Source organism: Streptomyces sp. P5F9 (genome assembly GCF_057961495.1).
Map to the genome: position 1 here is coordinate 1 of NZ_JBXVPZ010000707.1, position 2,433 is coordinate 2,433.

Genomic DNA, 2,433 nt, shown 5'->3' on the forward strand with positions numbered 1-2,433 from the left:
GCCCCCACCGATGCCACGGAGGTCCCTCATGGAGGACTACGCGCTCAAGGCCGTCGAGCGGCTCACCACCCGTCCCGCCGAGCCCTACGACACTCTGTCCGTCGCGCCGATCACCCCGCTGCTGGGGGCCGAGGTCACCGGCCTCGACCTGTCCCAGGAGCTGACACCCCAGCAGGAGAAGGAACTCAAGCACGCGTTCCAGACCCACCACGTCCTCGTCTTCCGCGACCAGGACATCACTCCCGAGGAGCACAAGCGGTTCGCGGGCGTCTTCGGCGAACTGCACCCCGTGGCCCTCGCGCCAGAGGGATCGGACCCGCACATCCTGGACATCAAGGCGACCAAGGAGTCCAAGGCCGTGGCCGGCAACGGCTGGCACGCCGACGGTACCGCCGACGCCGAACCCTCCCTCGGTTCGCTGCTGTACATCACCACGATCCCCGAGGGCGGCAGTGGCGGCGACACCGTCTTCGCCAACATGCACCTCGCCTACGAACTGCTCTCACCGGCGATGCGCAGCTTCCTCGAAAGCCTCACCGCCGTCCACGACGGAGCCCTGCCCTGGACCGCCGCCGGACAGACCCCGCCGCCCGAGTACGAGGTACCGCGCACCGAACAACCGGTCATCGCCCGCCACCCGGAGACCGACCGCAAGCTCCTCTTCGTCAACGCCCCCTACACCTCGCACATCACCCAGCTGTCCCGCGCCGAGAGCGACGCCCTGCTCGACATGCTGTACGCGCACATAGCCCGCACCCCGTTGCTGCACTGCCGGGTCCGCTGGCAGGAGCGCACGCTCGTCCTCTGGGACAACCGCAGCGTCCAACACCACGCCGTCTGGGACTACTTCCCGCACACCCGCGAGGGCCGTCGGGTCGCCGTCAACGGCAGCCGCCTGCAGGCCTGACCCGGTTCCCCGACGGAAGTCACGCGCCTGGCCGAGGGGCTCCTCGCGACGCTGAGGTCACTCGGCGCCGACCGGAAGTCCTCGGGGTGCCCCGCCTGACGTGCTTCAAGCCGCCGCCACCCTCCCCGCCGGAGACGAAGCCTCCGATCGATCAGTCCTTCGGTGCCTCGCGCAGAACCTCCAACGCGGTTACGGCGACGTGCAGTTGGGTGCGTTCGGCACCGGCCTCCAAGTCGGCGCCGAGGAGGCGTTCGATGGTGTGCAGGCGCTGGTAGAAGGCCTGCCGGGAGAGGCCGACGCGCTTGGCCGCGATCGACTTGTTGCCGGCGGCGTCGAGGTATTCGCGCAGGGTGGCGAGCAGGTCGCTGCCGTGCCGGGCGTCGTGCTGGACCAGGCGCCCGAGGCGATGTTCCACGTACTTCTGGACCCGCACGTCATCGCGCAGAGAGTAGAGCAGCTCCGGCAGGCCCACGTCGGAGGCGACATGGAACGGGCGGCCGCGCGAGGCGGGACCGATGGCGTCGGCGACCTCCTCGGCCTCGCGGAACGACCGTGTGACCTGGCTGAGTTCGGTGACACCGGGGCCGACCGCGACGACGACGTCCTCTCCGAACGTGGCCCGTAGATCGAGGGCGATACGTTCCACGACGGGCTGCCAGGCACTCGCGCGGGCCAGTGCCATGAGCAGTCCGGTACGACGCCCGGAGAGGTCTCCCACCAGGGCTTTGACGCCGGAGGTGAGGAGTCCTTCGGCGAGGTGGGCGCTCACGGTGACGTCGCCGGCCCGTGCCCCCGCGTGGTCGACGACGACCGGCAGGAGACGGTGGCCGGTCGTCGGCAGCCCCAGCGCCTCGGCCCGCAGCCGGGCCTCGGTACGGCTGCGATACCGCCAGTGCAGCAGATCGAGCAGGACGGAACTGTGCGCCCGCCGATCCCACTCCGGGGCACCCGTGAGCCGGGCCAACGTGAGGGCGGTGGCGGCCTGTTCGAGGATCATCGTGTGCTCAGGACCGAAGGGCGGTCCGCCCGTGAGGGGCAGCATGACCAGTCGCCCCCACCGGCTGCTCCGCTCCTCGACCGGCGCCACGAGCCACTCCTCGGGCCCGCTGACCGCCGCCCGGTCCGGCGTCCCGGCGGCGCGCGAACGACGCGGCCAGGCATCCAGGACCTGTCCGTCCGCGCGCCCGGCCACGGCCCAGCTCACCGCGTGGTGGATCAGGTTCTCCAGCACGACCGGACACCCCGAGAGGTCCGAAGCGGTCTGTACGAACTCCTCCGGTTCGGCGCCGCGCAGAGTGAGCGACGTGAAGAGTTCGTGCACGTGCTGGGCGCGGCGCAGCAACTCGCCCTGCGCGTCCAGGATCAGGGCGTGCACGGTCTGAGTGACCTCGATGAACCGCACCCCGCGCGCCAGCACGATCAGCGGCAGATCCCGCTCACTGCACGCGGTGACGAGATCCGGGGGAGCCTGCTGATACCGGCGCCCCAGCTCCACGACCAGCCCCGCCACCCCCACGTCCGCCAAC

At 70.8% G+C, this 2,433-nt stretch carries 2 protein-coding genes; one reads left to right on the forward strand and one right to left on the reverse strand.

What is annotated here, in order from left to right; all coding sequences use genetic code 11:
* The first annotated feature begins 28 nt into the window (after nt 1-28).
* Complete coding sequence (locus tag AC31A1_RS48785; RefSeq protein WP_489659491.1) at nt 29-907, forward strand: TauD/TfdA dioxygenase family protein; 879 nt, start codon at nt 29-31, stop codon at nt 905-907.
* Between the two features lie 151 nt (nt 908-1,058).
* On the opposite strand, the gene AC31A1_RS48790 is transcribed toward AC31A1_RS48785, so the two are convergent.
* Nucleotides 1,059-2,433 (reverse strand): helix-turn-helix domain-containing protein (locus AC31A1_RS48790; protein WP_489659492.1); only part of this gene is annotated, 1,375 nt, incomplete at its 5' end.

Excerpts from the sequence above, each read along its gene's own strand:
- AC31A1_RS48785 (WP_489659491.1), top strand. The coding sequence starts at position 29 with ATGGAGGACTACGCGCTCAAGGCCGTCGAGCGGCTCACCACCCGTCCC.